At 63.4% G+C, this 22,013-nt stretch carries 21 protein-coding genes; 10 read left to right on the top strand and 11 right to left on the bottom strand.

From position 1 onward, the window contains the following. Positions 1–288 precede the first annotated feature (288 nt). Positions 289–1,509 (top strand): argininosuccinate synthase, encoded by a 1,221-nt coding sequence (locus tag DCO57_RS11490; protein ID WP_116699044.1) that lies wholly within the window; start codon positions 289–291, stop codon positions 1,507–1,509. 11 nt (positions 1,510–1,520) lie between these two features. Then, positions 1,521–2,204: a hypothetical protein gene (locus DCO57_RS11485; protein WP_116699043.1), complete on the top strand. Its 684-nt coding sequence runs from the start codon at positions 1,521–1,523 to the stop codon at positions 2,202–2,204. Between the two features lie 66 nt (positions 2,205–2,270). Here DCO57_RS11485 and DCO57_RS11480 read toward each other — a convergent pair whose 3' ends face one another. From DCO57_RS11480 to DCO57_RS11460, 5 genes are all read right to left on the bottom strand, one after another. After that, the gene (locus DCO57_RS11480) at positions 2,271–3,530 is read right to left on the bottom strand and encodes a glycosyltransferase family 87 protein (protein ID WP_116699042.1); all 1,260 of its coding nucleotides are present in this window, start codon (positions 3,528–3,530) and stop codon (positions 2,271–2,273) included. A gap of 111 nt (positions 3,531–3,641) precedes the next feature. Beyond that, positions 3,642–4,157 (bottom strand): 2-amino-4-hydroxy-6-hydroxymethyldihydropteridine diphosphokinase, encoded by a 516-nt coding sequence (gene folK / locus DCO57_RS11475; protein WP_244287929.1) that lies wholly within the window; start codon positions 4,155–4,157, stop codon positions 3,642–3,644. Then, positions 4,158–4,994, bottom strand: a complete 837-nt coding sequence (gene folP, locus DCO57_RS11470; protein ID WP_116699041.1) for a dihydropteroate synthase — start codon at positions 4,992–4,994, stop codon at positions 4,158–4,160. It lies immediately after the preceding gene. 72 nt (positions 4,995–5,066) lie between these two features. Then, positions 5,067–6,281, bottom strand: coding sequence for a multidrug effflux MFS transporter (locus DCO57_RS11465; protein ID WP_116699040.1), 1,215 nt, complete (start codon positions 6,279–6,281; stop codon positions 5,067–5,069). Then, the gene (locus DCO57_RS11460; RefSeq protein WP_116699039.1) at positions 6,278–6,739 is read right to left on the bottom strand and encodes a MarR family winged helix-turn-helix transcriptional regulator; all 462 of its coding nucleotides are present in this window, start codon (positions 6,737–6,739) and stop codon (positions 6,278–6,280) included. Before DCO57_RS11460 ends, DCO57_RS11465 begins: the two co-directional genes overlap by 4 nt. A 203-nt stretch (positions 6,740–6,942) precedes the next feature. On the opposite strand from DCO57_RS11460, the gene typA reads away from it, so the two are divergent. The 6 genes from typA to DCO57_RS11435 all read left to right on the top strand — a co-directional run bounded on the left by typA (position 6,943) and on the right by DCO57_RS11435 (position 13,361). Next, the gene (typA, locus tag DCO57_RS11455) at positions 6,943–8,766 is read left to right on the top strand and encodes a translational GTPase TypA (RefSeq protein ID WP_116699038.1); all 1,824 of its coding nucleotides are present in this window, start codon (positions 6,943–6,945) and stop codon (positions 8,764–8,766) included. Between the two features lie 309 nt (positions 8,767–9,075). Continuing rightward, the gene (locus DCO57_RS11450) at positions 9,076–10,008 is read left to right on the top strand and encodes a rhodanese-like domain-containing protein (RefSeq protein ID WP_208977904.1); all 933 of its coding nucleotides are present in this window, start codon (positions 9,076–9,078) and stop codon (positions 10,006–10,008) included. Position 10,009: 1 nt separating this feature from the next. Beyond that, positions 10,010–11,140 carry a YeeE/YedE family protein gene (locus DCO57_RS11445; RefSeq protein WP_116699036.1) on the top strand — a complete coding sequence of 377 codons (1,131 nt, stop codon included), beginning with the start codon at positions 10,010–10,012 and terminating at the stop codon, positions 11,138–11,140. After that, positions 11,137–11,313, top strand: a complete 177-nt coding sequence (locus DCO57_RS23525; RefSeq protein ID WP_165814721.1) for a hypothetical protein — start codon at positions 11,137–11,139, stop codon at positions 11,311–11,313. Before DCO57_RS11445 ends, DCO57_RS23525 begins: the two co-directional genes overlap by 4 nt. 342 nt (positions 11,314–11,655) lie before the next feature. Then, positions 11,656–12,708 (top strand): MaoC family dehydratase, encoded by a 1,053-nt coding sequence (locus DCO57_RS11440; protein ID WP_116699035.1) that lies wholly within the window; start codon positions 11,656–11,658, stop codon positions 12,706–12,708. A 35-nt stretch (positions 12,709–12,743) separates the two neighbouring features. Then, on the top strand, positions 12,744–13,361 hold the full coding sequence (locus DCO57_RS11435) for an HD domain-containing protein (protein ID WP_116699034.1): 618 nt from the start codon (positions 12,744–12,746) through the stop codon (positions 13,359–13,361). Here the strand turns inward: DCO57_RS11435 and DCO57_RS11430 are convergent, their stop codons facing one another. The 3 genes from DCO57_RS11430 to DCO57_RS11420 all read right to left on the bottom strand — a co-directional run bounded on the left by DCO57_RS11430 (position 13,362) and on the right by DCO57_RS11420 (position 16,965). Beyond that, complete coding sequence (locus tag DCO57_RS11430; RefSeq protein ID WP_116699033.1) at positions 13,362–14,642, bottom strand: murein L,D-transpeptidase family protein; 1,281 nt, start codon at positions 14,640–14,642, stop codon at positions 13,362–13,364. It abuts the gene before it with no gap. 325 nt (positions 14,643–14,967) lie between these two features. Then, positions 14,968–15,924 (bottom strand): acetyl-CoA carboxylase carboxyltransferase subunit alpha, encoded by a 957-nt coding sequence (locus DCO57_RS11425; protein ID WP_116699032.1) that lies wholly within the window; start codon positions 15,922–15,924, stop codon positions 14,968–14,970. 204 nt (positions 15,925–16,128) lie between these two features. Then, positions 16,129–16,965 (bottom strand): DUF3108 domain-containing protein, encoded by an 837-nt coding sequence (locus tag DCO57_RS11420; protein ID WP_208977903.1) that lies wholly within the window; start codon positions 16,963–16,965, stop codon positions 16,129–16,131. Between the two features lie 408 nt (positions 16,966–17,373). On the opposite strand from DCO57_RS11420, the gene rpmB reads away from it, so the two are divergent. After that, positions 17,374–17,679 (top strand): 50S ribosomal protein L28, encoded by a 306-nt coding sequence (rpmB, locus tag DCO57_RS11415; protein WP_116699031.1) that lies wholly within the window; start codon positions 17,374–17,376, stop codon positions 17,677–17,679. Between the two features lie 24 nt (positions 17,680–17,703). Next, positions 17,704–18,369, top strand: a complete 666-nt coding sequence (locus DCO57_RS11410; protein WP_116699030.1) for a queuosine precursor transporter — start codon at positions 17,704–17,706, stop codon at positions 18,367–18,369. Between the two features lie 114 nt (positions 18,370–18,483). On the opposite strand, the gene DCO57_RS11405 is transcribed toward DCO57_RS11410, so the two are convergent. The 3 genes from DCO57_RS11405 to cobT form a co-directional block, all read right to left on the bottom strand. Further along, positions 18,484–18,879: a hypothetical protein gene (locus DCO57_RS11405; RefSeq protein WP_133192659.1), complete on the bottom strand. Its 396-nt coding sequence runs from the start codon at positions 18,877–18,879 to the stop codon at positions 18,484–18,486. 150 nt (positions 18,880–19,029) lie between these two features. Beyond that, on the bottom strand, positions 19,030–20,067 hold the full coding sequence (locus DCO57_RS11400) for an esterase-like activity of phytase family protein (RefSeq protein WP_116699028.1): 1,038 nt from the start codon (positions 20,065–20,067) through the stop codon (positions 19,030–19,032). 17 nt (positions 20,068–20,084) lie between these two features. Further along, complete coding sequence (gene cobT / locus DCO57_RS11395; RefSeq protein ID WP_116699027.1) at positions 20,085–22,001, bottom strand: cobaltochelatase subunit CobT; 1,917 nt, start codon at positions 21,999–22,001, stop codon at positions 20,085–20,087. Positions 22,002–22,013: the final 12 nt, after the last annotated feature.

Raw genomic sequence — 22,013 nt, 5'->3', positions numbered from 1 at the left:
CGGGTGACCCGCGGCGGTGACGCTGTTTTCCATGAGCATGCCCCGCAGACCGCCTTCCGGCGGACTGAAACTCCGGCCGATCTGCCTGCGGACCGGCCATGCCGACGGCAAATGCACGCAGGCGGGCCCGCAAGGGCTTGCGCCGGGAAGAGAACCGGCTAAATTGCCGCAAATTTTCAACCGCGCGGTCAAACCGCCCGGGAGCTGCCCAGGACATGGAACTTGACCGGATTTCGGCGCAATTTCCCCACCCTGCCGCCCCGGAACAGCAGACTGGACCTTCCCTCTATGGCGCATGGTGACATCAAGAAAGTCGTACTGGCCTATTCCGGCGGCCTCGACACCTCCATTATCCTGAAATGGCTGCAGACCGAGCTCGGCTGCGAAGTGGTGACCTTCACCGCGGACCTCGGTCAGGGCGAGGAACTGGAACCGGCACGCCGCAAGGCCGAAATGCTCGGCATCAAGGAAATCTATGTCGATGACCTGCGCGAGGAATTCATCCGCGACTTCGTCTTCCCCATGTTCCGCGCCAACGCGGTTTATGAAGGTGTCTACCTGCTCGGCACCTCCATCGCCCGTCCGCTGATTTCCAAGCGGCTGATCGAGATCGCCGAGGAAACCGGCGCCGATGCCATCGCGCACGGGGCAACCGGCAAGGGCAACGACCAGGTCCGCTTCGAGCTCTCCGCCTATGCGCTCAATCCGGACATCAAGGTGATCGCCCCCTGGCGCGACTGGAGCTTCAAGTCCCGCACAGATCTGCTCGATTTTGCCGAAAAGCACCAGATCCCGGTGCCCAAGGACAAGCTCGGCGAGGCGCCCTTCTCCGTCGATGCGAACATGCTGCACTCCTCCTCCGAAGGCAAGGTGCTGGAAGACCCGGCGGAGGAAGCCCCGGCCTATGTCTACCAGCGCACGGTCGATCCGACAGAAGCCCCCGATGTGGTCACCGAGATCGAGATCGGCTTCGAAAAGGGCGATGCGGTGTCCCTGAACGGCGAGAAGATGTCTCCGGCAACGCTGTTCGCCAAATTGAACGATTATGGCCGCGACAACGGCATCGGCCGTCTGGATCTGGTGGAAAACCGCTTCGTCGGCATGAAAAGCCGCGGCGTCTACGAGACACCGGGTGGCACCATCCTTCTGACCGCGCACCGCGGAATGGAATCCATCACCCTCGACCGCGGCGCCGCGCATCTGAAGGACGATCTGATGCCGCGCTACGCGGAGCTGATCTACAACGGCTTCTGGTTCTCGCCCGAGCGTGAAATGCTGCAGGCGCTGATCGACAAGAGTCAGGAACATGTCACCGGAACGGTCACGCTGAAGCTCTACAAGGGCAACGTGATCCTGACCGGCCGCTCTTCGCCCTATTCGCTCTATTCCGAAGAACTGGTCACCTTCGAGGACGACCAGGGCGCCTATGACCAGAAGGACGCGGCCGGCTTCATCAAGCTGAACGCCCTGCGCCTGCGCACGCTGGCCAAGCGCGACAGGCTCGGCTGAGCGGTGCCGGCATGAACGGACCGGCGGCAGCGGAGCTCGAAAAGGATCTCGCCGCCGCCGGTTTTCTGTGTCTGGGCGGGTTCTCCCCCGGCAAAGACAGTGACGTACCCGCGCTATCCGGAGGCACCCGGCCGCAAACCCTGCTGCTCATCGGTAGCACCGGACCGTCGATCTGGCCGTGTCTGGTGGAGAGCCCGGAGTGGGCGGACGGCGCCGACGATCCGCTTGACCGCTACACGGCACGGGTTCTCGGCGTACTTGCCCGCAAGCACGCCTGCGAGCCTCTCTTTCCCTTTCAGGGACCGCCCTATCATCCCTTCCAGAAATGGGCGCAGGCCTGCGGCGGCTTTTCCCAAAGCCCGATGGGCGTTCTGGCCCATCAGGTCTTCGGACCCTGGGCCGGTTTCCGGGCCGTCTTCCTGAGCTCACAGCCCCTGGATACGCCACCTGCTGCGGAGCGGTCCGGCCCCTGCGATACCTGCCTGGACAAGCCGTGCATTGCCGCCTGTCCCGCGAACGCCCTGTCGCTGACCGGCGGCTACGACGTTCCCCGATGCCGGGATCATCTGGCGCGGAGCCGCGCCCTCGACTGCTGGTCCGGATGCCTGGCCCGCCGGGCCTGCCCCGTCGGAACGCCCCATCGCCAGGACCCGGCCACCGCGCGGTTTCACATGGACAGTTTTATCGGGCTGTAAACAGCGACTGCGGCCCCGGACAGGGCCGCAATATTGCCGTCACCGGAATGCCGGCAGCACCCGATCTCACCCGGGCACCTCTCCACGCCTTTCATGCAGCTCCAGAAACCGACCGGCCGCACCTTCCTGTCGTGAGAATGTAAGGGCCGCATGGACCAGAACGGCAATGGCAATCACCGGAATGAAACTCGAGAAATAGAACGCGGCATCGGCGGCATAGACATTCAGGACATCGTGCACGACAGGAGCGATCCAGAGCAGCCCCGCGATCGCCTGCAGCGACAGCGGCCATTTTGGAGACAGCTTGAGCAGCAGGAGAAGCGCCATCGCATACATCAGCCAATCGTAGAAAAGGAAAGACGGCGCCGCCAGACTCATCGCGAGCATGGAAAGCGCCGCGGCAGCATCTCTTTTCCAATGGCGGGCGCAGCCCCAGACGACCAGTCCGAAAACCAGGATGCAGACGAGCTGCGCGACCATCTTCAGATCGGCTCCGGCGCCGATCTTGCCCATCGACTGGCCGATGGTAACCATCATGTTATGCGAAATCTCAAACTGGATTGAATGCACGCCGCCGGTCATCGATGCGAAAAACGCCTGCCAGACGGAAACGCCGTAAAGACCGATGGATGCGGCGATCAGAACGAGGGTTCCGCAGGCAGCAACTCCGAAGGCGCGCCAGTCCCTCATTGCCAGCAGGTAGACCGGAACCAGGAGTCCATATTGCGGCTTTATGGTCAGAACGCACAGGGCAAGCCCGCTGAGCACCGGTTTCCGGTGACTGAACAACAGCGCAAACAACAGCAGAAACGTGGTGATCGGGGCGAGCTGCAGCAATTGCAGGGAATAGAGCGTACCCGCCGAAAGCGCCACGAAGACATAAGGCCAGAACCCCGCCGGCAAACGGATCATGCCGACCGACAGGAAAAGGCAGAGGATACTGGAAGCCAGAATGACCCCCCGCGCCGTCGGATAGCTCATCTTTGCCAGCAGCTCATAGAACAGCAGGGCATGGGGAGGATTGAGAAACAGCAGACTCTGGTTCTCGGGCGAAAGACCTTCGGTGAACCGGTAATAGTCATAGACTTCGGCCGCCCTGCCCTGCGCCGCCATTTCGCCGCCACGATAGAAAGCGGCGAAGTCTTCATGCTGGGCCACAGCCGGGCTTGCGCCGAATTCCAGCAAGCCGATGTCGGAGCTGATCCAGGTCGCCGCCAGCAAGAGCGAGGCGGCAATCAGCATGGCCACGAAAAGAGGCCCGCCGAAACTGCTGTTCAGTTCGTCGGACTTCAGCATTTTCAAATAGAATTTTCTGATCTCGTTCATGAAAACCCCGGTGGATCACGAACGGATCTTGACCCGAGACCGTTTCAGAACCGTGAAGGACCGGGCAACCATCGCCCTCTGGCGCCGCTTCATTCGGCCGGGCAGGACAACCTACCCGTCCAGCTTGACCACGCCTTCCTGATCCGGACAGCTCTCCAGAGCCTCGGCCGCCGTGCGGCCATCCGCGAGCGGCGCATCCGGCCAGATTTCGGCCAGCGGGATCAGCACGAAGGCCCGGTCGCCCATGCGCGGATGCGGGATCTCGAGATCGGATTCCGCGATCCGTTCCATGCCGTAGATCAACACGTCGATATCGATCGTCCGCGGCCCCCAGCGCTCTGCGCGCACGCGGCCCAGTTCGATCTCGATGGCCAGGCAGCGTTTCAGCAGATCCCGCGGGCTCAGGGTCGTGTCCAGCACAACACAGATGTTGCGGAAATCATCCTGTTTCACCGGCCCCCAGGGCGGCGTCCTGTAGTCGGAAGAGCGCGCCACCAGCGTCACCCCTTCCGTCAGCTCCAGCCGGCGGACGGCCTCGTCCACATTGGCCTTGGGATCGCCGAGATTGGACCCGAGCCCGAGGGCGCAGCGGGTCGGCATGTCAGTCGTCATATCTGGCCGGATCATTCAGTTCGGGTCCCGCTCGAGCCTGGTTGCTTCCAGCATACGCACACAATCGGCATGTGGATGCACGTCATGTGCCCGGACGATCGAGGCGCCCTTGAGCATTGCGGTCATATGGACCCCCATGGACCCGTAGAGCCGGTCGGCCATTTCGGCCTGAAGCACTGTCCCGATCATCCGTTTGCGGGACGCGCCGGCGAGAAGCGGCAACCCGTGTTTTTTCAGGGTCTCGAAGCGGTTGAGGATCAGGAAATTCTGGTCGATGGTCTTGCCGAATCCGAAGCCCGGATCGAGGATCTGCTTCTCCCGGACAATGCCGGCCCGCTCCGCCAGCTCCATGGAGGTTTCGAAGAAGCGGTCGATGTCGTCGAGTATATCGAGGCCCCCGTCGGCTTCGGCGCGATTGTGCATCATCACCACATGCACGCCGGCTTCCGCCACCACATCCGCCATCGCCGGATCCTTCTGCAGGCCCCAGACATCATTGACGATGGCAGCACCGGCCGCGCAGGCACGTCTGGCGATTTCCGCCTTGTAGGTGTCGATGGACACCGGCGTTCCCAGGTCGATGACATCTTCCAGGACCGGAGCGAGCCGTGCCCATTCCTCCTCCTGTGCCACCGGCGTCGCATTCGGCCGCGTGCTCTCCGCGCCGATGTCGAGAATATCCGCACCCTCGGCGATCATCGCCCTGGCATGGTCAAGCGCGGCCCCGGCAAGCGTGTGCCGTCCGCCATCGGAAAAGGAATCGGGCGTCACGTTGAGAATGCCCATCACATGCGGGCGCTGCGTCGGCAGCCGATATCCGGCGGTTTTCACCATCAGGGGTCCCTCGTTCATCCGCACCTGATGCCCGCTCGGCCGGTGGTGGTCAAGCTATTGCTTGACCTGAATGACCCGAAAGGATGCGGCTCACGACACCGCGGCCGCCTGCCTCGGGATCCGGCTCCTGAAGATCAGGGACAGGACAATGCCGGTGACGAGCATTGCCGGCGGTATGATGGCCATGCCCAGGACCGGATTGCCGAGAGCCGCGATCACCAGACTGGCCAGGATGCCGCCGCCGAACTGCAGGAAGCCGAGCATGGAGGACGCGGCACCCGCGATCTGCGGAAACGGTGCCATGGATTCGGTGAAACATGCCGGCAGCACCAGCGCAATGGCGAACATGAAAAACCCCACGGGGCCCATGACCGTTGCGATGGACGGAACCTGTGTCAGCGACAGATAGCACATCAGGGCAGCAGAGATCAGCAGGAGCACCAGGCCATAGGGGACGAGCTTGCGCGCATCGACGGCACGCAACAGCCGGCCGGTCACAAAGGTGCCGGCGATGAACGACCCGGACTGGAGCATCATGGTGAGACCGAATCCGGACGGCGACAGGCCGACCTCATAGATCAGCACGAAGGGCAGGACGGTCGCCAGGGCATAGATGTTCCCCAGCCCGAAACCGATCAGCAGGCCCGGAGCGAGAAAGCGGGGGTCCTTCAGGAGCGTGCCGTAGCTCGCGGCAAGCTGTCTGGGGTTGAGATGATGCATGCCGGGCCGGGGATTTGTTTCCACCTGGAAAAGCGCGACGCAGACCATCAGCACCACCCCGTAGATCACCATGCACCAGAAAACTTGCCGCCAGCCGAACAGCTCCAGAACGATGCCGCCGATGGTCGGGGCAATGGCCGGTCCGAGCGCCAGCATCATGGCGATGGTGTTCATCACCCTGGAGGAGGCCTGCCCTGTGAACTGGTCGCGGACGATCGCCCGCGAAACGGAAATGCCCACCGCCGCGCCGATTCCCTGGAGGGCGCGGGCAACCACCATGAATTCCACCGTCGGCGCGAGGGTCGCGAAAACGCTGGAAACGAGATAGAGCGTCAGGAACATCTGCGTGACAGGCTTACGCCCGAAGGCATCCGACAGCGGACCGCAGACGAGCTGCGTCGCCGCAAAGCCCGCGAAATAAGCCGTCAGCGTCAGCTTGACGGCACTTTCCGTCGTGCCGAAGGCCTCGACGAGCGCCGGCATCGCCGGCGTATAGAGCGCCATGGATATGGGGCCGATCGCCACAAGCCCGGCCCCCAGCAGCGACGTGCGCCGCGTCGTCATGATCGAATTTTCGGAAGTCATTTCTGTTTCTCTCTGGAAACGTCCTGCAGCAGACTGTCCTTCATTGTCTGCAACAGGTTTTCCAGGACCTGCTTCCCCTCTTGCGGGATCTTTTCGAGCGCTTGCGAACGCACCGACTGCAGCGCCACGTCGATGCGCTCGATAAGCGGCACGGCGCGCGGCGTCAGCTTGATCAGCTTGGCCCGTTTGTCGGTCGGGTCGGAGCAGCGTTCGATCAGCCCGGCGGCTTCCAGCGAGTCCAGATAGCCGACCAGGGTCATCGGCTCGACATACATGTTCTCGGCCAGAACGGCCTGCCGCTGCCCGGGACTGCGCCAGACATAAAACAGCGTCCGCGCTTCGCCAACCGTCAGCCCCGTGTCGACCTCCGACAAGGCGCTTTCAAAGCGCCGCCGCATCAATCGCGCCAAATCGACGACCAGCATGGTAACACCGACACTCGGAGGAGGAACTGACATCACCGCTCCAATATAGTAAGGATACCTTACGAATTACGCCGTCAAACGGCACCTGTCAATGCACACTTGTGACATTGCGTTGCACAATTCGTCCCGGCCACGTATAAAGGCGCCAAATACGGCACGGCTGCCGATCTGTCGAAATCTCATATCCAGACAAGCTGCGGGTCCACAAGGGCCCGTTCTGTCTTTTGGAGCCACTCATGAACTTGCGCAATATTGCCATCATCGCACACGTCGACCATGGCAAAACAACACTGATCGACGTTCTTCTCAAGCAATCCGGCGCATTCCGCGACAACCAGCGCACGGAAGAACGGATGATGGACTCCAACGACATCGAGCGCGAGCGCGGGATCACCATCCTCGCCAAGGTCACCTCGCTTGTCTGGAAAGACACCCGCATCAACATCGTCGACACGCCAGGCCACGCCGACTTCGGCGGTGAGGTCGAGCGAATCCTGCACATGGTCGACGGCGTGATCCTGCTGGTCGATGCCGCCGAAGGCCCGATGCCGCAGACCAAGTTCGTTCTCGGCAAGGCGCTGAAGCTCGGCCTGAAGCCGATCGTCGCGATCAACAAGATCGACAAGCCCGAGCAGCGCGCCGAGGAAGTCCTCGACGAGGTCTTCGATCTCTTCGCCGCGCTCGACGCCAATGAAGACCAGCTCGATTTCCCGGTGCTCTACGGCTCCGCCAAGCAGGAATGGATGGCGCTTGAGCCGGACGGGCCGCAGGACAACATGGATCCCCTGTTCGACATGGTTCTGGACCGGATCTCCGAACCGGAAGCCGAGCCGGGCGATTTCCGCATGCTGGCGACGACGATTCAGTCCGATCCCTTCCTGGGCCGCATCCTGACCGGCCGCATCGTTTCCGGCACCGCCGTGCCGAACATGCCCGTCAAGGCCCTGGCGCGGGACGGCAGCGTCGTCGAGACCGGCCGGATCTCCAAGGTCCTCGCCTTCCGCGGCCTGGAGCGCCAGCCGATCGAACAGGGAGAAGCCGGTGACATCGTCTCCATCGCCGGCCTGACCAAGGCCACCGTCGCCGACACGCTCTGCACCCCCTCCATCAGCGAGCCGCTGCAGGCCCAGCCGATCGATCCGCCGACCCTGTCCATGACCTTCCGCGTCAATGACAGCCCGCTGGCCGGCACCGAAGGCGCCAAGGTGCAGTCGCGCGTCATCCGCGAACGCCTGATGAAGGAAGCCGAAGGCAATGTCGCCCTGAAGGTGGAAGAGACCGAGGAACCGGACGCCTTTGTCGTTTCCGGCCGCGGCGAACTGCTGCTGGCGATCCTGATCGAGAACATGCGCCGCGAAGGCTTCGAACTCGGCGTCGGCCGTCCGCGCGTCGTCTACCAGTACGACGACGCCGGCAACCGGCTGGAGCCGGTCGAGGAAGTCATCATCGACGTGGACGAGGAACATTCTGGCGCGGTCGTGCAGAAGCTGCAGGAACGCAAGGCCGACCTGCTGGAAATGAAACCCTCCGGCGGCGGACGCACCCGCCTCGTGTTCCATGCTCCGACCCGGGGCCTGATCGGCTACCAGGCCGAACTCATGTCCGACACCCGCGGCACGGCGATCTTCAACCGCCTGTTCCATGGCTACGAGCCCTACAAGGGTCCGATCCAGGGCCGTCATACCGGCGTGCTCCTGTCCAACGGCACCGGCGAAGCCGTGGCCTACGCCCTGTTCAACCTGGAAGACCGCGGCCCGATGATGATCGACCCGGGCACCAAGGTCTATCCGGGCATGATCGTCGGCGAGCACACCCGCGGCAACGACCTGGAAGTCAACGTGCTGAAGGGCAAGCAGCTCACCAACATCCGCTCCGCCGGCAAGGACGACGCGGTCAAGCTGACCACGCCGAAAAAACTGACCCTGGAAGCCGCGCTTTCCTACATCTCCGATGACGAGCTGGTGGAAGTGACCCCGGTGTCCATCCGCCTGCGCAAGGCCATGCTCGACCCGCACGAGCGCAAGCGCGCCGAACGCTCGGCGAACAAGGCCACCGCGTAGAACCGCGCCTGCCCCGCACCGTCTCCCTGCCCCGGCCTCGCGCCGGGGCCACGGCGAAAAACGGCGACCGGTCCCGGCTCGAGTCCGGGACAGTCCGGGCTCGCACTCCGGTTCCCGAACAGGCCCTCCGCGCCCCTTTCCGCAAAAGATTGCCAGACAGACCCTCCGTTTTGGTTCAATTTATCAACCAGCCGGACAAATTTGAAACGTCATCCCTGTTTCGCGCGCAGCAGCTTCCCTAGATTCAGCCACATGTAACAGATGCGGCCGGACGCAAGCCGAAGGCCGCTGACCAGGAAAGCTGATCCCATGAAACACGTCGCTCTCGCACTCGCGATGGCCACCGGCCTCGCGACCTCTGCCCTTGCCGACACCTATGGTCCGCTGGTGGAAGCGGCGGAGCTCTCCGCCACCCTCGACACGGCACAGCCGATCCTTCTGGACATCCGCAACGCCGGCTATGAAGAGTCTCATGCCGACGGCGCCCTGTTCGCGCCCTATCGCATGTTCCGCGGGCCGGAGGAAAATCCGGGCGGTCTTGTCGACCTGGAAAAACTGGAGGCGGAACTCGAGGAGCTCGGCCTGGAACAGGACAGCCCGATTGTCATCCTGTCGGAAGGCAAGAGCGACACCGATTTCGGCGCCGCAGCCAGGGTCTACTGGACCCTGAAGTCCACCGGCTTCACCGACCTGTCGATCCTCAATGGCGGCCTCACCTCCTGGCGGGCAGCCGGTCTGCCGGTGAACAAGACCGTCGAATCCGCCATGCCCAGCGAACTCGACCTGACCTTCGACGATACCTGGCTGGCCACAACCGCCGACGTCGCGGCCGTGGCCAACGGCGAGAAGGACGCGCTTCTGGTCGATGCCCGTCCGGCCGACTTCTTCAACGGCAAGAAAGCCCACGAGGCCGCCGCACGCCCCGGCACTCTGCCGACCGCCACCAACCATTCCTATACGTCCTTCTTCGACAAGGGCTCCCCGGCCATGTCGACGGCCATCGATCCGGCGGCGCTCAAGGCGAGCCTGGGCGTCCAGGACGGCAAGGACACGGTTTCCTTCTGCAACACCGGCCACTGGGCGGCAACGCACTGGTTCGCCGTGTCGGAACTGGCCGGCGTGGAAAACGCCAAGCTTTACCCGGGGTCCATGGTGGAATATTCCAATGCCGGCTATGAAATGGCCAATACGCCGACCCTCTTCGAAAACCTGATCCTCCAGATCAAGCAGATCATCAACTGACGTGACCACACTGACCGCACCCCGTGACACCGCCGCCGCGCCGCTCCTGCGCCGCGGCGGTCTCGTTCTGGCCGCCATTGCCATCGTCTTCGCAGCGGCGCTTCTGGCCGGCGGCCGCTTCGGCCTGATGCTGGCCATCGGGCTGGGCTTCGGCATCGTGCTGGAGGGCCTGCGCTTCGGCTTTGCCGGCCCCTGGCGCGCCATGATCCTGCGCCGCGATCCGGCCGGCCTCTGGGCACAGCTCCTGGCGATCGGCATCGTCACCCTGGTGGCCCTGCCGATGATCTCGGCCGGTACCGGCGAATTGACGGGCGCGCAGGCGCCGGTCGGCTTTGCCATGATCGCCGGTGCCTTCATCTTCGGCGCAGCCATGCAGGTGGTGCTCGGATGCGGATCGGGAACCCTGGTGAACGCCGGATCCGGAAACGCGGTCGCCCTGGTCGCCCTGCCCTTCTTCGCCATCGGCAGTTTCGCCGGCGCCTATCACCTGATCTGGTGGACCGACCTGGGTGCGCTGCCGATCATCAGCTTTTCCGGCTGGCGGGGCGTCGCGGTCACCCTCCTGGGCCTTGCCGCAATTGCCGCGCTCCTGTGGAAGCTCGCCCCGCCCGAACACCGCCGCCTGCCGCGCCGGCTGGTTGTCGCCGCAGTTCTGGTTGCCGCCTTTGCCATCCTCAACCTGATCGTTTCCGGACAGCCCTGGGGCGTCGTCTACGGGCTCGGGCTGTGGGCCGCCAAGGCAGCCTCCGCCGCCGGTGCCGACCTGTCCGGATCCGCCTTCTGGAGCGCGCCGGGCTCGCTTGAGCGTCTCAAGAGCAGCATCCTGACGGACTACACCTCCCTGACCAACATCGGCATCGTGCTCGGCGCCTTCCTCGTGGCCAGCTGGCGCGTCGGCGGCCTGTCCCAGAAGATTCCCGCCCTTCCCCTCCAGGCCTGGCTGGCGGCCATCGTCGCCGGCTTCCTGCTGGGCTATTCCTCGCGGCTGGCCTTCGGCTGCAACGTCGGGGCGTTCTTTTCCGGCATTTCTACGGGAAGCCTGCACGGCTGGGTCTGGTTCGCCGCCGCATTTGTTGGATCGATCTACGGCATCCGGCTGCGGTCGCTCGTCAAGCTGGAGCCAAAGCCATGACCCGTCTGGTAACCGCCTCGATCGCAGTTCTGGGGATCGCCGTTCTGGTCGCCCTCGACGCCTCCGCGACCCCGCCCAATCCCTACAAGGCCCCGCCCTTGCTCGCCCTCGGCTCCGGCACGGCCCCGAGCGGCGGCTTCTGCGGCGCCCTGCCGGAGCCGGCAGGGACGTAGGAAAAGACCCCGGGCTTACAAAAAGCCCGGATCAGTCTTTCACCAACGCCGCCGCGTCGTCTCCAGCATCCCGGCAGCAGCAAGCCCCTTTGCCTGCATCTCGCGCGCCCGCTTCAGCGCGACCTCAAGACAATCCATGAAACACCCGCTGTCCCGGACCTGATCCGGGACCTCCTCGCGTGCCTCCGCAACAGGTGCAGGACAGGCTCCGGCTCGGGGGCATGAGCGGCGTGGTGCCTTGTGGGGCATCGCAATGCCGTCCCTCCGCAAAAGGTTCAACTTGCTCCTGTGCGCTGCGGCAGGCTTAATGCGCGCCAGTGGGATCACGAGCAGGAGGCGGCGTTGAGCAAGAGCGGTCAGGGCAATTTTTTCGAGGATTTTGAAGTCGGCCAGGTGATCCGGCACGCGACGCCGCGCACAGTCACCAGCGGCGACCAAGCGCTTTACACGGCGCTCTACGGTTCGCGCTTCGCGGTGCAGTCCTCCGACGCCTTCGCAAGTGCCCTCGGCTATGCCCATGCGCCGGTGGATGACCTGCTGACCTTTAACATCGTCTTCGGCAAGACCGTTCCGGACATTTCCCTGAATGCGGTCGCCAATCTCGGCTACGCGGGCGGACGGTTCCTGGCGCCGGTCTTTCCCGGCGACACGCTTTCCACCGTCTCGGAAGTGATCGGCAAGAAGGAAAACTCCAGCGGCCGGACCGGGGTGGTCTATGTGCGCTCCACCGGCTACACGGACAAGGGCACGGAAGTGCTGGACTATGTGCGCTGGGTGATGGTCAACAAGCGCGTTGCATCCAGCCCGGCGCCCGAACCGGTGGTTCCGGACCTGCCGGCCGCTCTCGATCCGCAGGTTCTGGGCATGGCCGTGCCGCTGCTGGACAGCGCCAACTGGGACAACGATCTGTCCGGCTCGCCCTACCACTTCGGCGATTACGAGATCGGCGAGAAGATCGACCATGTGGACGGCATGACCGTTGAGGAAGCCGAACACCAGATGGCGACGCGGCTCTACCAGAACACCGCCCGAGTGCATTTCAATCATCACACGCAGGCTCACAGCCGTTTCGGACACCGTCTGGTCTATGGCGGCCACGTGATTTCCATCGCCCGGGCACTGTCCTTCAACGGTCTCGCCAACGCCTTTCATATTGCCGGCATCAATGGCGGCCGCCATGTCGGTCCGCTGGCGGCCGGCAACACCGTCTATGCCTGGTCGGAAGTGCTGGACAAGGCCGATATCGACGGCCGCTCGGATGTCGGCGCGCTGCGCCTGCGCCTGGTCGCCACCCGCGACCGGCCCTGCCATGACTTCCCCGGCAAGGACCCGGAGGGCAATTATCTGCCCGAGGTACTGCTCGACTTCGACTATTGGGCCCTGATGCCGAAATAGGCCGGTCCCCAAGACTCCGCAAACGGGAGAAAACCATGAAAACCGTCTCCTTCACCCAAATGAAAGACGGCACCCGCCAGGACTACGAACTGCTGGAAAAAGCCGAGAAATCCTATCACGCCCTGACGGCGGACCGGGTGCTGGCCGAGCTGCGCCGCCAGGGCGAGGACACGCTGTCAGGCTACAAGATCACCCGCATGCAGCACGGTCTTCAGGCGGCGACACGGGCCCGGCGCGAAGGCGCGGATACCGACTGGATCGCCGGTGCGTTGCTGCACGACATCGGCGACGGTCTGGCGCCGCAGAATCACGACCGGTTCTCGGCGGAAGTCATCCGGCCATTCGTGCGCGACGAGGTTTCCTGGGTGGTGGAGCACCACGGCATTTTCCAGTCGATCTATTACGCCCGCCACTATGGCTGGGATGAAAACGCCCGCGACCGGTTCAAGGGACACATCCACTTCCAGGCCTGCGCCGATTTCTGCGAACGCTGGGACCAGAGTTCCTTCGACCCGGATTATCCGACCGACCCGCTGGAAAGCTTCGAGGCGCTGGTCAGGGAGGTTTTTGCGCGCAAGGCACATGACCCGGCGGTTCTGCGGATGGGCGTTTCGACCGGCCTGCCGCCGCTTGCGGGCAACAGGCAGGGCTGATCAGTCCGGCTTTGCTCCCGGCACGACCTCGGTGGTGATGGGCCTGATACCCGCGCCTTCATCTGAGGTCTTGGGTCCGAAGGGCACCCAGCGCTTGAAGAAACTGCCCACGGAACCGCCACGCGGTCTTTCATCAGCCACATAGGCCGTTTCGACCGCCGCTCCCGGGCGTTTCTGCGCTTCCGGCGCGTCCGCGGCATCCGCCGTGGCGGTCTCAGCCGGCTTCGCGGCGGAAGTCGCCTCCGCAGCCGGCTGGGAGGCCGTGTCGGCGGCAGCCGTTTCCGTTGCCGCGTCCTTCTGCCCGCTGCCGAGCACTTCCGCGATGCGGTTGGAACGTTCTTCCCAGCGCTTCTGCCGTTCCTCGCGCGCGTCGAAACGCGCGGCAAGCTGTTGGAACTTCTCGTTGTCCTTGCGCTGCTTCGCCGACACGGCAGACGCGATCCGCGGGCTGATCCGGAAGTCCGGGCATTTGGCACTGGCGCGGAACGGCACGCCCTGAACCAGCGTGGTCGCGTCGAAGACATATTTCTTTTCGCAAACGGCGATGGCCGGCGGTGTTTGCGTGACCTCGAAATGATCGTAGCCGGTCTTCAGCATCTTCCAGAATTCCAGGTGCTCGCTGTCGCGGTGGCGCGCCATGTTTTCCGGTGTCATGCGAAAGGGAAAGGCCTGGACCTGGAAGGATCGCTGCCCGCCCTTGAAACTGTCGCGGGCCAGCGCGTAGATGTCCTGGACCTGTTCGTCCGTCATGGCGTAACAGCCGCGCGACGAACAGGCGCCATGCACCATGAGATGGGAACCGGTCCGCCCGTGCGCCCGGTCATAGGCGTTCGGATAGCCGAGATTGAAGGCCAGGTGATAGTTGGAATTCGGATTCATCAGCGCCGGCGTGATCTCGTAGAAGCCTTCGGGAGCCTGACGGTCACCCTCCTTGAACTTCGGCCCCAGATCGCCGGACCACTTGCAGATCTCGAATTCCTCCAGAAGCTTGTATTTGCCGCTGCGCGTCTGCTTCCAGACCTCGAGCGTCGACTCCTCCTTGAAGATCCGGATCATGATCGGCGATGTCGCGCTCATGTTGAGATCGCTCATCTTGCGCTTGATCGAGGCGCTGACCGGACGCTGCGCCTTGTTGGAACCGGACCCGAATTCATCGCCCTGACAGGCGGCCAGGAACCCTGCGGCAAGCAGGAGGCACACCAGCCTCGCGATGTTGCCACGCAGGCGTTCCAGACCCTGACGGATGACGGCCCGCATCTGCATGAAGCGCCGAAAGACCATGATACTATCCCAAACTTGACGGAAACCGATGACAGCCCTTCAGCCGTTCGAGCAAACGGCTCGCTCCTATTTCCAGCCACACGCCCCCGCCCAAGGCTAGGCAATGATGGTTGACGATAGGTTACCGAATTCCGCCGCCGCCCGCGAAGCAAATTCCGGTGATGGCACCGGACTTCGCGGAAAAGGCCCGGCTCAGACCTTGTCCCTGATGGATTGACTGCGGGAAAATTCTGGCCAGACAATGGCAGACCCGGCCGCATTCCGCAAAGTTTGTGCTGAAAATCCGGCAGATTGACACTGAAGCCAGTGCCGCATCCCTTGCGGATCAGCCGAGATTGCGGCCAATGGCAATGAATTTCTCGCGCCGCTGCTTGCGCAACTCGTCCGCGCTCAGCCCCGACAATTCCGTCAGGGCGTCGTCAATGGCCTTGCCCGCAGAGTCGATCACGATTTCGCGCGCACGGTGGGCTCCGCCGACCGGCTCCTCGATGATCCTGTCGATCACGCCCAGCTGCTTGAGATCCTGAGCGGTAATCTTCAGCGCGGTCGCCGCGTCCTGGGCCTTGGTGCTGTCCCGCCACAGGATGGAAGCCGCCCCTTCCGGCGAGATCACCGAATAGATGGCATGTTCCATCATCAGCACCTTGTTGGCGTTGGCGATCGCGATCGCGCCGCCGGACCCGCCTTCGCCGATCACGACGGAAACGGACGGCGTTCCCAGGCCGAGACCCGCATCCGTGGAGCGGGCGATCGCTTCCGACTGCCCGCGCTCTTCCGCACCACGGCCCGGATAGGCTCCGGAGGTATCGACGAAGGTGATCAGCGACAGGCCGAACCGCTCCGCCATTTCCATGATCCGCACCGCCTTGCGGTAGCCTTCCGGCCGCACCATGCCGAAGTTGTGCTTCAGCCTCGTCTCGGTGTTATGGCCCTTTTCCTGCGCAAGCACCGCCACCGACTGTCCGCGGAACCGGCCGATTCCGGCGATCATCGCGTGATCCTCGGCAAATTTCCGGTCGCCGGCCAACGGCGTGAAGTCCTCGATGAGACCGGCGATATAATCCACCGCGTGCGGCCTGTCCGGATGACGGGCGACAAGCGTTTTCTGCCAGGGGGTCAGCTTCGAATAGAGGTCTTTGAGCGTCTGCGAGGATTTCGCTTTCAGCCGGTCGATTTCATCCTCGACATTGACGGCTTCGCCGCCTGCGGCCAGTGCCCGCAATTCCTGGATCTTGCCTTCGATGTCTGCAACGGGCTTTTCGAATTCCAAATAGCTGCGCATTTACTCGGTTACCTGAGACAAGCCGGCACCGCCCGATCGGGGCGGCCACTCCGGAAAACAGTTACACGGGCATACTCGGCCCGGACGGCATGACGTGGTGGGCTGTAACAAGAGACGCAGGGAGGTGCAAGCCTTCGCTTGGCCCCGACACCCCGATTCCGGCTGACGCGTGCCGATCGGGGCGATGCAACGGCCCGCGCTGCGTCAGCGGGACGCCTGGTCGCTGCCGGCGCCGTCGATGTTCAGCTTGGAAGCCTCCACCACCAGACGGCCGTTCTGCGTGTCGATCGCGATCCGGTAGGGGATCAGCACGTTCTCGCGGCCCATCGGCGCGACCCAGACTTCCATATTGGCCTTGGCCATATGCTTGACCGATTCCTTGGAGGGCCGATGTCCGGCGACCGGAACCCAGCGCGCCTTGCACACAACCACCTGGCCGTCATAGCCGCGTCCGGACACTTCCTTGAGGCCTTCATAGCTCAGCTTGATGTCGAAACGGGTCCAGCCGTCGAAGATCGGCAGTTTGCGCGAACACGCCTTGGGCCCCAGGCTGTCCTTGGCGCGGCCGACCGGCATCAGCGCCGCGCTCAACGGGTCGATCGCATTGCTTGTGTGACGGTTGGTGACCTTGATGCGTTCCGCATTGGGCTTGAACTGCGGCGCCACATCCATGGAACGGATGCTGCCGGAGCCCTGCTTCAGCCTGACATGGAAATCGATATTGGCCGCATGGGAGGCCATGCGGTACTTGGACGGCACCACCCGCGAGCCGACGAGCCAGCCAGAGGCTTCCGCCCCGCCCTTGCCGGTGGAAAACAGCGTTCCGATGCCCGCAGGCTCCAGGCTGACCTTGGCCGAATAGGCATTGCCCTGCATGACGAGCGACAGCGTTCCGCGGCCGACCTTGAAACCGGCGATGGAAATGGAATAAAGGCCGCCGACACTGCTCTTCTTCGCGTGAGCCGGTGTGATCAGCAGCGCCCCGGCAATCATCGGCAGAGCAAACAGCCGTCCCAGGGTCAGAACCGGTGAAAACGTCAAACCAAACACCTCAAAACCTCCGCACTGCCTGATCCGGCAGCGAATTGCGCCCCCGCGCCAAAAGTGTTCCGCAACGGCAACGTTATCATGATTTCCGCCCGATGAACGCCCACAATCATTCAGAATTATGGTAACTCAGTGGTTAACGTCCGGTATCAAGATCTGTTGAAAATCACGATGTGGACGAGGAATGTGCGATGGGCCGTGCTTCCTGCGGAGAAAAATCACTGAATCTTGCCTAATCGCGCGAGATGTCTTGACGCTGACGCGCACTGCGATTATAGCGGGGCAACTTTTTTCCGAGAAATGCCGGAGACGATGTCGCCGGACCTCAGGTCCGCGCCGGTTCCGGTTTTGACAAGCTGGGTTCCATGTAACGGCCCGGCCACGAAAACAAAAGGTGATATCATGGCACGCCGTTGCGAACTTTCCGGCAAAGATGTGATGACTGGCAACAACGTCTCGCACGCAAACAACAGATCCCGCCGCCGGTTCCTGCCGAACCTGTGCAACGTGTCTCTGCTGAGCGATACGCTGGGTCAGACCTTCAAGCTGAAAGTATGCGCCCATGCGCTGCGCTCCGTGGAGCACCGCGGCGGCCTCGACGCCTACCTGATGAAGGCTTCCGACGCGGAACTTTCCGACGCGGCCCGCAAGATCAAGGTCAGCATCAAGCGCAAGCAGGCTGAAGCCGCTGCCCCTGCTGCCGCCTAAATTCCAACCCTCTGGGGTAAAATCATGACGGATACCCGGAATTTTTCCGCGGGACATCACGCCATCGCGATCCTTGCGATGGCGATTGTCGTTGTGGCCTCCAACTACCTGGTCCAGTTTCCGGTCGAGCAGGTTCTCGGCGGCATCAATCTGGCCGACACGCTGACCTGGGGGGCCTTCACCTATCCCGTCGCTTTCCTGGTCACGGACCTGACCAACCGCCGCTACGGCCCGGCCGCTGCCCGCAAGGTCGTGGTCGCCGGCTTCGTCATTGCGGTGATCCTGTCCGTCTGGCTCGCGACACCCCGCATCGCCATCGCCTCCGGCTCCGCCTTCCTGGTGGCCCAGCTTATGGACGTCACCATCTTCGACCGCCTGCGCAGGACCGCCTGGTGGAAGGCACCCGTCGTGTCCTCCCTGTTCGGTTCGGTGATCGACACCCTGCTGTTTTTCGGCATCGCCTTTTCCGCCAACTTCGCCTTCATCGATGCCTTTTTCGGTATGGAGAACGGCTCGCTCGCCTTCCCGGTTCCCTTCCTGGGCATTGCCGAAGGGCCCCAGACGCTGCTGTGGGTTTCGCTGGCAGCCGGCGACTTTCTGGTGAAGATGCTGGTGGCGGTCGCCTTGCTGGCGCCCTACCGGGTCCTGCTCGGCCTCTTTCAGGCAATGCCGAACAGCAGGGCGGCCTGATCTACTTCTCCTTTTATCCATAGAAAATGAAAAAGGCGCCCGGAAAACCGGCGCCTTTTTTGCGTCCTGCAGAGGCGGACAAAGAGCAAACGGCCACATGGGGCGAAACCAGCCTCATCCGGCGAAGGAGCAGGCTCCCACATCCTGGGGACGCGGCCGCCCGGCCTTGAGATCCTTCAATTGCGGCGCATCCGTTTTCTTCACGCCTTGCTTGGAATGATAGGCGTCGCGGTCAATCGGGATCAATCTTCCCGCGGAGGTATAAATTCCCATTTTACCGCCGCCGATATAGACCGATCCGCCCCGCATCTTGCAGAAGTATTTCTTGTCGCGACCGGAAACGAACCATCCCATGGAGCCGGACCGGCTGCGCGTCAGTTTGCTGGTCTTGTAGCCCTGCGATACCAGTTTCTTGTAGCTGGCTGCGGAGCTGGCCTGAGGAAACATCGCAATCGAAATTGCAACACAGGCGGAAAACAAGATCCCGTTTTTCAAAGAAGAAATATTCATGTTCGGTATCCATGTCCGTTTTAATCACAACAAAACTATCACGCAGCATGGGGCGGGAAACTTGAACCTTCGTTTGGAGCCGGTTGCCCTCGAGAAAATTCATGGATTCGGGGGATTTCCCGAATTCAATTCAACGCGACATACGCCAGATCACGGGTCCAGCCGGAACCGCAACAGGACCGTCCGTTGGAGAAAAGACCGGTTGTCATCGGACAGCAGGGTCAAAATGGTGTCTCCGCCCTCGTTCCGGTGAACGGCAAGCGCTTCCATGTTGTCGATCTGGTATCCGAAATCCGCCTCGAGCAGCAATTCGCCCTCCAGCAGGGCGCCCGGCTTGACGGCCTGCCCGGGAAAACGGCGCAACCGCAGGCCGATCAGGTCGACCAGGTTGAACCGGCGCTCAAGCAGCAGCAGGTCGCCATCGGGCAGATAGGCGGCGTCCGTGGCGTCGAAGCCGTCTTGTCGGCGGATCTTGAACCGCTCCGTCCCCTCCGGGCCGATGATATAGCCCTGGAGGTCCAGCCCCTCGCCGGCCGAAGATTCGGCAACCGCAATCAGATTGCCGGCCAGTGGACTGTCGTCTGGCGCGGCCGCCAGCGCCTCCAGCCCCGTGTTGCGGGGCAGCGCGCGGATGTCTTGCGCCAGCGCCAGTTCGCCGAGCATGTGTTCCTGGCCCGTTGCCAGCGGCCAGGGATAGCGGTAGATCGCGTTCTTCGTCTCTGCGGTCACGTAAAGACCGGATCCGGCCAGCGCCAGGGCTTCCGTATCATGCCCCCAGCGGGCCTTGAGGGTCCGGCCGTCGGCGCCCAGCAGCGGCGCCATGCGAACATCGGACACTTCCAGGGGGGCCCCTTCCGGGGTCTGCGCAATCCGGCCGCTCACCCAGTGACCGTGATCGGTCGCCGCCAGGAAGGCCTCTCCGCCCTCGAGGGTGACAAGACCGGAAAGCCCGCCGATTTCAGGGTCGGAGGCGAGCAGCTCCAGCCCGCCGAGAAACGTCAGCTTTCCGAAGCGCCGGTCCTCATGACCGATGCGGAAGGTTTCGATTGCCTTGGTTCGAAGACTGACCGGCTGTCCCTGACTCAACAGTTCGCCGGCGATCCCGGCGGCCGGCGCCGCAAGTCCTGCGGCGATCCCGGCCAGGATTGCGGCGGATCTCAGGATGTGCCGGAACCGTCCGCCCGCCATGCTCCGTGCCTGCCCGGCTACCGGCGGCCGGCGCGGCGGCGCCCGCGGGACTGGAGCTCCTGCTGGACAGTGTCATCGAAGAGATTGGCAAGCTGGTCGGTCATCGCGCCGGCCAGTTCCTCCGCATCGACGATGGTCACGGCACGGCGGTAGTAGCGCGTCACGTCGTGGCCGATGCCGATGGCGATCAGCTCGACCGGTGACCGGGTCTCGATTTCCTCGATCACATAGCGCAGATGGCGTTCCAGATAGTTGCCCGGGTTCACCGACAGTGTCGTGTCGTCCACCGGCGCACCATCCGAAATCATCATCAGGATGCGCCGCTGTTCGGGACGCGCCATCAGGCGGTCATGGGCCCAAAGCAGCGCCTCGCCGTCGATGTTCTCCTTCAGCAGGCCTTCGCGCATCATCAGGCCGAGATTGCGCCGGGCCCGGCGCCAGGGCGCATCCGCGGACTTGTAGATGATGTGCCGCAGATCGTTCAGCCGCCCGGGTGTCGGCGGCTTGCCGGCTCCGATCCAGCTTTCCCGCGACTGGCCGCCTTTCCACGCCTTGGTGGTGAAGCCGAGAATTTCCACCTTCACGCCGCAGCGTTCCAGCGTCCGCGCCAGGATATCGGCGCAGGTCGCTGCAACGGTGATCGGCCGTCCGCGCATGGAGCCGGAATTATCCAGCAGCAGCGTCACGACCGTATCGCGAAATTTGGTGTCCTGTTCCTGCTTGAACGCCAGGGGCGCCATGGGATCGGTCACCGCGCGTGTCAGCCGTGCCGTGTCCAGAAGCCCTTCTTCCAGGTCGAAATCCCAGGACCGGTTCTGCTGCGCCATCAGCTTGCGCTGCAGGCGGTTGGCCAGCCGGGCAACCGCGCCCTGTAGCGGGGTCAGCTGCTTGTCCAGGAACCCGCGCAACCGGTCGAGCTCGGCCATGTCGCAGAGCTCTTCCGCGGTGACCGTTTCGTCGAACTGATGCGTGAACACCCGGTAATCGGTTTCCGGCCGATTGCTGAACGGCGCATTGGAGCGCTCGCTTTCGCCCGGTTCCTCGGTATCCTCCGCCATATCCTGTTCGGCGAAATCCTCCATATCGGCTTCGGCGGCTTCCGTATCGCCGGTATCCTGCTCCTCGCCGGAGAGTTCCATCTCCTGGGGAGAGGCCTCCTGATCGCCGCCGTCCTCTTCGCCGTCGTCGCCGCTTTCCGCGTCGTCGTTGTCGCCCTGGTCCTCGTTCTGGTCCGGGTCCATGTCGTCGTCGTGGTCGCCGATTTCGTCGGCCATGTCGAGGGACCTGAGCACATCGCGCAGACGGGCCGCAAAGAGATTCTGGTCTTCCACATCGGCTTCGAGCTTGTCGAGATCGGCGCCGGCCTTGTCCTCGATCCAGCCTCGCCACATATCGACGAGCTTTTGCGCACTTTCCGGCGGCTTGGCTCCGGTCAGCCGTTCCCGCACCATCAGCGACAGCGCGTCCTGAAGCGGCGCCTCCTCGCGGCTGGAGATATCCGGTGCGCCGGATTTGCGGAAGCGGTCGTCCAGCATCACGGCCAGATTGTCCGCGACCCCTTGCATCCGCCGCGCGCCCACGGCTTCGCAACGGGCCTGCTCGAGAGCCTCGAAGATCGCCCGTCCCTCGGCGCCCTGCGGCATGTTCTTGGCATGCAGCGCCTTGTCGTGGCAGGCAATGCGCAGTGCCATGGAATCCGACAGGCCGCGGGTCACGGCGATCTCGCGCGCGTTCACCTTGCGCGACGGTTCGGGAAGACGCGCCGACAGGCCGCTGAGGCCGGGGCGGTCGCCGGAGAAGATCACCTCCAGCTCCGGTTCACCCGAGATTGCACGCATGGTGCCGCTCACCGCCTGCTTCAACGGTTCGGTGGTCGGTGCCGGCTTGTTGCCCGGAAGGGAATTGCTGCCCGGCCTGGCCCGCGTATCACGCATACCCTACGCCCT

Source organism: Labrenzia sp. 011 (assembly GCF_003075075.1).
GTDB lineage: Bacteria > Pseudomonadota > Alphaproteobacteria > Rhizobiales > Stappiaceae > Roseibium.
The sequence above is the reverse complement of the archived record's forward strand: the minus strand, read 5'-3'. Positions and strand labels throughout refer to the sequence as shown.

Bases quoted from the DNA above. Each gene is read 5' to 3' on its own strand.
- DCO57_RS11490 (WP_116699044.1), top strand. From the start codon at position 289: ATGGCGCATGGTGACATCAAGAAAGTCGTACTGGCCTATTCCGGCGGC.
- DCO57_RS11485 (WP_116699043.1), top strand. From the start codon at position 1,521: ATGAACGGACCGGCGGCAGCGGAGCTCGAAAAGGATCTCGCCGCCGCC.
- DCO57_RS11480 (WP_116699042.1), bottom strand. From the start codon at position 3,530: ATGAACGAGATCAGAAAATTCTATTTGAAAATGCTGAAGTCCGACGAA.
- folK (WP_244287929.1), bottom strand. From the start codon at position 4,157: ATGATCCGGCCAGATATGACGACTGACATGCCGACCCGCTGCGCCCTC.
- folP (WP_116699041.1), bottom strand. From the start codon at position 4,994: ATGAACGAGGGACCCCTGATGGTGAAAACCGCCGGATATCGGCTGCCG.
- DCO57_RS11465 (WP_116699040.1), bottom strand. From the start codon at position 6,281: ATGACTTCCGAAAATTCGATCATGACGACGCGGCGCACGTCGCTGCTG.
- DCO57_RS11460 (WP_116699039.1), bottom strand. From the start codon at position 6,739: ATGTCAGTTCCTCCTCCGAGTGTCGGTGTTACCATGCTGGTCGTCGAT.
- typA (WP_116699038.1), top strand. From the start codon at position 6,943: ATGAACTTGCGCAATATTGCCATCATCGCACACGTCGACCATGGCAAA.
- DCO57_RS11450 (WP_208977904.1), top strand. From the start codon at position 9,076: ATGAAACACGTCGCTCTCGCACTCGCGATGGCCACCGGCCTCGCGACC.
- DCO57_RS23525 (WP_165814721.1), top strand. From the start codon at position 11,137: ATGACCCGTCTGGTAACCGCCTCGATCGCAGTTCTGGGGATCGCCGTT.
- DCO57_RS11435 (WP_116699034.1), top strand. From the start codon at position 12,744: ATGAAAACCGTCTCCTTCACCCAAATGAAAGACGGCACCCGCCAGGAC.
- DCO57_RS11430 (WP_116699033.1), bottom strand. From the start codon at position 14,642: ATGGTCTTTCGGCGCTTCATGCAGATGCGGGCCGTCATCCGTCAGGGT.
- DCO57_RS11425 (WP_116699032.1), bottom strand. From the start codon at position 15,924: ATGCGCAGCTATTTGGAATTCGAAAAGCCCGTTGCAGACATCGAAGGC.
- rpmB (WP_116699031.1), top strand. From the start codon at position 17,374: ATGGCACGCCGTTGCGAACTTTCCGGCAAAGATGTGATGACTGGCAAC.
- DCO57_RS11410 (WP_116699030.1), top strand. From the start codon at position 17,704: ATGACGGATACCCGGAATTTTTCCGCGGGACATCACGCCATCGCGATC.
- DCO57_RS11405 (WP_133192659.1), bottom strand. From the start codon at position 18,879: ATGAATATTTCTTCTTTGAAAAACGGGATCTTGTTTTCCGCCTGTGTT.
- DCO57_RS11400 (WP_116699028.1), bottom strand. From the start codon at position 20,067: ATGGCGGGCGGACGGTTCCGGCACATCCTGAGATCCGCCGCAATCCTG.
- cobT (WP_116699027.1), bottom strand. From the start codon at position 22,001: ATGCGTGATACGCGGGCCAGGCCGGGCAGCAATTCCCTTCCGGGCAAC.